Genomic DNA, 5,726 nt, shown 5'->3' with positions numbered 1-5,726 from the left:
ACCCTGATCGGCGCCGCCCAGCCCTGCCCGCATGTGCCCGAGGGCATGGTGCGGCCCGACAAGCTCGCGGCCTATGCCGAGGGCCGCAGGCTGGACGAGGCGCTGCTGGAGGCGCAGCGGCTTTATGAGGGCGCGCCGGCGGTCAGCTAGCGTCGTCTTCCCCTTATCGACCGAGCTCGGCACGCAGTCCGCGCGACCACGCGCCGGTCTGGAAGTCAGCCGCTGATCTGCATCAATGCCGGCGGCGGCGAATGGTGCAGGATGGCGGTACATTGCTTGCTGGAGGGTCAGGGATGAAGAACGCCACAGCCTCTACCGACGCCGATGCACCCGAAGAACCGCCGCCGAACCAAGCCCACAAGCCGACCTGGACCGAGCAGATCGAGGTGCGGGGCGAGGAGCTGATCGCCGAGATCAAGCGGCTGGCCGCCGAGGGCAAGGTCCGGCGCATCAGGATCATCGAGCCGGACGGCGACATCGCGCTGGAGATGCCGCTGACCATCGGCGCGATCGCGGGGGGCGCGGTGATCGTCGCCGCGCCGTTGCTCGCCCTGCTCGGCGCGCTCGCCGCCTTCGTCGTCAAGGTCAAGATCGAGATCGTCAGGAACGGGGAGAAACCGGAGACCCCGCCGGGGCCCTGACCGACCACCCGCCGCCAAGGGAGCGCCCGATGCACAGGCCCGTCCTGCTGGTCCTCGCCGCCCTCCTCGCGGCGCCGCCCGCCCTCGCCCAGGACGCGGCGCGCGGGCGGGAGACCTACCTGCGCCATTGCGTCCAGTGTCACGGCATCGACGCCGAGGGCCACGGCCCCACCGCGGCAGTGCTGACCCTGCAACCGGCGGACCTGACGCGGCTTTCGCTGTCCAACGGCGGCATCTTCCCGACGGAACGCGTGGTGATGCGGATCGACGGCCGCGAGCCGCTGGTTTCGCACGGCAGCCCGATGCCGATCTACGGCGACTTCTTCGAGGGCCGCGACCGCGCGATGAAGGCCCCGAGCGGCCGGCCGATCCTGACCAGCGAACCGGTCGTGGATCTGGTCGCCTGGCTGGAGAGCATCCAGGACTGACGCGGGCCGCGCGGGTTTCCTTGGCCTCTTGTTCTCCTCCGAGGACGCCCCGGCACACGGCTCTTCGCCCCCTCGCCGTTGGCCCGAAGCCGTCACGCCCGAGCGACCGCCGCAGGACCAGGCTCGCTTCTGCTTACCCCGACGGGGTGGCGCAGCCGCGCGAAGCCGCGTAGCAGGGCGGGCGGGACAGCGAGCGAGGGATCATGACGCGGGATCTGGAAGAGGCCATCGGCTGGCGGCACGAGTTGCACCGCCACCCGGAATTGCTGTTCGATCTGCCCTGGACGGCGGGCTTCGTCGCGGAGCGGCTGCGCAGCTTCGGCCTCGCGGTGGAAACCGGCATCGGCGGCAGCGGGGTGGTCGCGGTGGCGCGGGGCGACAGGCCCGGCCCGGTGACCGGGCTGCGCGCCGACATGGACGCGCTGCCGATCCTCGAGACGGCCTCGGCGCATCCGGTCTCGCTCCACCCCGGCAGGATGCATGCCTGCGGCCATGACGGGCACATGGCGATGCTGCTGCTGGCCGCGCGCCGTCTCGCCGCACGGCGCGACTTCGCGGGCACCGCCGTCTTCGTCTTCCAGCCCGCCGAGGAGAACGGCGGCGCCGGGGCGCGGGCCATGCTGCAGGACGGGCTGATCGAGCGGTTCGGCATCGAGGAGGTCTTCGGCATGCACTGCCTGCCGGGGCTGGCGGAAAACACTTTCGGCACCCGTCCCGGCGGGATCATGGCGGCGGCCGACAGCCTGCGCATCCGCATCGAGGGGCGCGGCGGCCATGCGGCGCGGCCCGAGACCTGCATCGACCCCGGCCTGGTCGCAAGCCACATCCACCTCGCGCTGCAGACCGTGGTCTCGCGCAGCCTCGACCCGCTGGCCTCGGCGGTGATCTCGATCACCCGGATGGAGGCCTCCGACAACGAGGACATCATCGCGCCGACAGCCCGTCTCGCCGGCACCGTCCGCACGCTGGACGAGGCGGTGCGCGACCAGTGCGAGGCGGCCATCGAACGCATCGCCACCGGGGTCGCGGCAGCGCATGGCGCGCGGGTCGAGGTCGAGTATCTGCGCGATTACCCGGTGACGGTGAACGATCCTGCCGCCATGGCCCGTGCCGCCCGCAGCGCCGCGGCCATCGCGCCGACAGTGACGGATACGCCGCCGCTGATGGTCAGCGAGGACTTCTCCTTCATGCTGCAGGCCCGCCCCGGCGCCTTCCTGTTCCTCGGTCAGGAGCCGGGTCCCGGCCTCCACAGCCCGGACTTCCAGTTCAACGACGCCGTGCTCGACACCGGCGCGCGCTTCTGGGAGCGGCTGATCCGCGATCCGTGACGGGCGAGGAAGCCCGACACCAGCGCCAACCCTTCGCGCAGCACCTCGGGGGGGTTGGCGTAGCCGATCCGGACATAGCCCTCCATCCCCATCGCCGAGCCGGGGGTGAACATCACGCCGGTCTCGCGCAAAAGCTCGGTGCAGAACTCGCGCGAGCTCATCGGCAGATCGAGCTTCACCAACGCGGTGGTGCCGGAGCGCGGCCGCACCCAGGACAGCTTCGGCTCCGCCTCGATCCACTCCGCCAGCAGGGCAAGGTTGCCGCGGGTGATCGCGCGCGAGCGGGCCAGGACGCGCCCGGCATTCTCCAGCGCCAGCGTGGCGAAATGGTCGTCGATCATGCCGACGCTGATCGTGTCGTAGTCGCGCTGGATCAGCACCTCGGCGATCACCTCCGGCGGCGCCGCGACCCAGCCGAGCCGCAGCCCGGCCAGGCTGAAGGCCTTCGACATGCCCGCCGTGCTGATGCCCTTCTCGTAGAGATCGGCCATGGAGACGGTCATCCCCGGCCCCTCCTGATCGGTGCCGCGATAGACCTCGTCGCACAGCACCCAGGCCCCCGCCGCGCGGGCGATCTCGGCGATCTCGAGCAGCATCTCGCGCGGGATCAGCGCGCCGGTGGGGTTGTTGGGGTTCGTCAGGGCGATGAGCTTCGTGCCCGGCAGCGCCAGCGCCCTGAGCGCCCCCAGATCGGGCAGCCAGCCGTCCTTCTCCTGCAGCTGCAGCAAGTGGACATCCGCGCCGATGCTGGCCGGGATCGAATGGTGCTGTTGATAGGTCGGCACGATCGACACCACCCGGTCGCCCCGCTCCACCAGCGCGCGATGCACCAGCATGTTGGCGCCGATGGTGCCATGGGTGACGATCACGTTCTGCGGGCTCTGGCTGTCATAGAACGCGGCGATGGCGTTGCGCAGCCGCTCGGACCCCTCGATCGCGCCATAGGTCATCTTCATCGGCAGCAGCGCCGAAAGATCGGCGGTATTCGACCCGGTGAGTTCCAGCAGCTCCGCGATGGTCAGGCTCTCGACACAGGTTTCGGCGAGGTTCAGACGGCACTTGGTCTCATACTCGTTCATCCAGATTTCGACGCCAAAGGGTTCGATCTTCACGGGATTTCCTCGGGTTTGGGACCATTTTCCGGAAAGTGGCACGCGACGCCGGCGCCGTCCAGCCCGAAGCCATGCGCATGGGGCGACGCCTGTCGCGCCGGCAGGGCGAGGGTCACGATGCACGCGAGATGGATAGCCGAAAGACTTTTTCGTTCCGCTGGCAGCTGTCCTCGGCGCCTCGCGCCGCGGCGTGCATCAACTTCTGCAAGATCTTGCGCTGCGGAAATCGGCGGCGCCGGTGCAGGACCAACCGACTGCCTTCATTGCCAGCGAAACGCCACGAGGCCGCGCCCGGCGCACGCCGGCGGGCCGTCAGAAATGCCCGGTCCAGCGCAGCCCGGCGAGGATGAAGACCGCGATGAACAGCGTGTCGGCGATCAGCACCAGGGCGGCGACCGGGCCGAGGCTCAGGAGCCGCTGGATCGAGGTGCGCATACCGACCGCGACCATCGCGGTCAGCAGGAGCCAGCGCGACAGGGTGGCGGCGAGGTCCGACAGGGCCGCGGGGATCAGCCCGAGCGAGTTCAGCGCGGCGAGGGCGATGAAGCCCAGCACGAAGCCGGGCAGCAGCGGCGGGCGGCCGCCTGCGGGCGCCGGCCCGTCGCCGGACTGCCGCATCATCACCAGCGAGGCGACCAGCACCACCGGGGCCAGCATCGCCACCCGCATCAGCTTGACCAGCGTCGCCGTCTCGCCGACTTCGGGGCTGATCGAGAAGCCCGCCCCCACCACCTGCGCCACGTCATGGATCGTGCCGCCGAGAAACACCCCCGAGGCGGTTGCGTCGAAGCCGAGCCGGGCGGCGAGGATCGGGTAGAGGATCATCGCCAGCGTCGACAGCAGCGTCACTCCCAGCACGGTGAACAAGAGGTCGTCCTCGTCCTCCTTGCCGCGGCCGGGCCGGGCGATCACCGCCGCGATGGCCATGGCCGCCGAGGCGCCGCAGATCGCCACCGCCCCCGCGGTGAGGAAGCCGAAGCTGGCGCTTCGCCCCAGAAGCCGGGCCAGCCCCATGCCGAAGAGGATGGTGGCCACGAGGCCCGCGGCAACCAGCAGGATGGTGCCGAAGCCGAGGTCCATCAGCATGGTCACCGAGATCCGCGCGCCCAGCAGCGCCACGCCGAGCCGCAGCAGGCTGCGCGCCGCCAGGCCGGCGCCGGACGCGGTGCGGCTCTGCGGGTCCGAGACGAAGGGCAGCGCCATGCCGAAGAGCAGCGCCATCAGCATGGCCGGCGCGCCGTAATGCTCCGAGATGAACTGCGCGGCGATGGCGGCCATCAGGCAGATCATCACTCCGGGCGCGGCCAGCCGCAGGCTCTGCAACAGCGGCTTCACGGGATCGGCGAGGCGGGAGGTCGGAGAGGGCATGTCGGGCCTTCGGGTGGTCAACGGGTTTCAGGCGGCGGGGGCGGGCGCGGCGGCCGCCTTGCGGTCCTCCGCCACCATCCGCGCGAGCTTCGCCCCGATCATCATCGCCGGGGCGTTGGTGTTGCCCGAGACGATGTCGGGCATGATCGAGCAATCGGCAACCCGCAATCCGCGCAGCCCCTTCACCCGCAGCCGCGCGTCGACCACCGCAGCGTCGTCCGGCCCCATCCGGCAGGTGCCGGTCGGGTGGTAGATCGTCGTCGAGTTCATCCGGGCCCAGTCCAGCAGCTCGTCCCGGGTCTCGAGCCCGGCCGCCGGGCGGAACTCCTCCGAGATCGCGCCGCGCAGCGGCTCGGTCCGGGCGATGGCGCGGGCCATGCGGATGCCCGCGACCAGCGTGTCCTGATCGCTGCGCGTGGCGAGGTAGTTCGGCTCGATCAGCGGGTGCTGCATCGGATCGGCGGAGCGCAGGCCGATCCGGCCGCGGCTCTCGGGGCGCAGCTGGCAGACCGACTGGGTGAAGGCCGAGAAGGGATGCACCCCCTCGCCGGGGCTGTCGGCGGACCAGGGCTGGATGTGGAACTGGATGTCGGGCGTTGCGAGCCCCGGCCGCGTCTTCATGAAGCCGAAGACCAGGCTCGCCGCCATGGTCATCGGCCCGCTGCGGAACAGCGCGTATTCCAGCCCGATCCGCGCCTTGTCGTAGAAGCTGCGGATCTCGTCGTTCAGCGTCGCCTCGCGGCACTTGAACACCAGCCGGGCCTGCAGGTGATCCTGCAGGTTGCGGCCGACCTCGGCCCTGTCGGCCTGCACCGCGACGCCATGGGCGCGCAGCGCGTCGGCCTCGCC

The 5,726-nt window shown here is 70.8% G+C and carries 6 protein-coding genes; 3 read left to right on the top strand and 3 right to left on the bottom strand.

What is annotated here, in order from left to right:
- The first annotated feature begins 293 nt into the window (after positions 1 to 293).
- The 3 genes from C5F48_RS21465 (at position 294) to C5F48_RS21455 (ending at position 2,397) form a co-directional block, all read left to right on the top strand.
- Entirely contained in the window at positions 294 to 641 is a 348-nt protein-coding gene (locus C5F48_RS21465; RefSeq protein WP_107665798.1) for a DUF4342 domain-containing protein, read from the top strand.
- Between the two features lie 29 nt (positions 642 to 670).
- Positions 671 to 1,069: a c-type cytochrome gene (locus C5F48_RS21460; RefSeq protein WP_107665797.1), complete on the top strand. Its 399-nt coding sequence runs from the start codon at positions 671 to 673 to the stop codon at positions 1,067 to 1,069.
- A 203-nt stretch (positions 1,070 to 1,272) separates the two neighbouring features.
- On the top strand, positions 1,273 to 2,397 hold the full coding sequence (locus C5F48_RS21455; protein WP_107665796.1) for an amidohydrolase: 1,125 nt from the start codon (positions 1,273 to 1,275) through the stop codon (positions 2,395 to 2,397).
- Here C5F48_RS21455 and C5F48_RS21450 read toward each other — a convergent pair.
- The 3 genes from C5F48_RS21450 to C5F48_RS21440 form a co-directional block, all read right to left on the bottom strand.
- Positions 2,295 to 3,509, bottom strand: a complete 1,215-nt coding sequence (locus tag C5F48_RS21450) for an aminotransferase (protein WP_107665795.1) — start codon at positions 3,507 to 3,509, stop codon at positions 2,295 to 2,297. The genes C5F48_RS21455 and C5F48_RS21450 overlap by 103 nt on opposite strands.
- Before the next feature lie 312 nt (positions 3,510 to 3,821).
- The gene (locus tag C5F48_RS21445; RefSeq protein WP_107665794.1) at positions 3,822 to 4,877 is read right to left on the bottom strand and encodes a YeiH family protein; all 1,056 of its coding nucleotides are present in this window, start codon (positions 4,875 to 4,877) and stop codon (positions 3,822 to 3,824) included.
- 27 nt (positions 4,878 to 4,904) lie between these two features.
- Positions 4,905 to 5,726 (bottom strand): GMC family oxidoreductase (locus C5F48_RS21440; protein WP_258186549.1); only part of this gene is annotated, 822 nt, incomplete at its 5' end.

The sequence above is a fragment of the Cereibacter changlensis JA139 genome, assembly GCF_003034985.1.
Taxonomy (GTDB): Bacteria; Pseudomonadota; Alphaproteobacteria; order Rhodobacterales; family Rhodobacteraceae; genus Cereibacter; species Cereibacter changlensis.
This window is presented reverse-complemented; position numbering and strand designations above follow the sequence as displayed.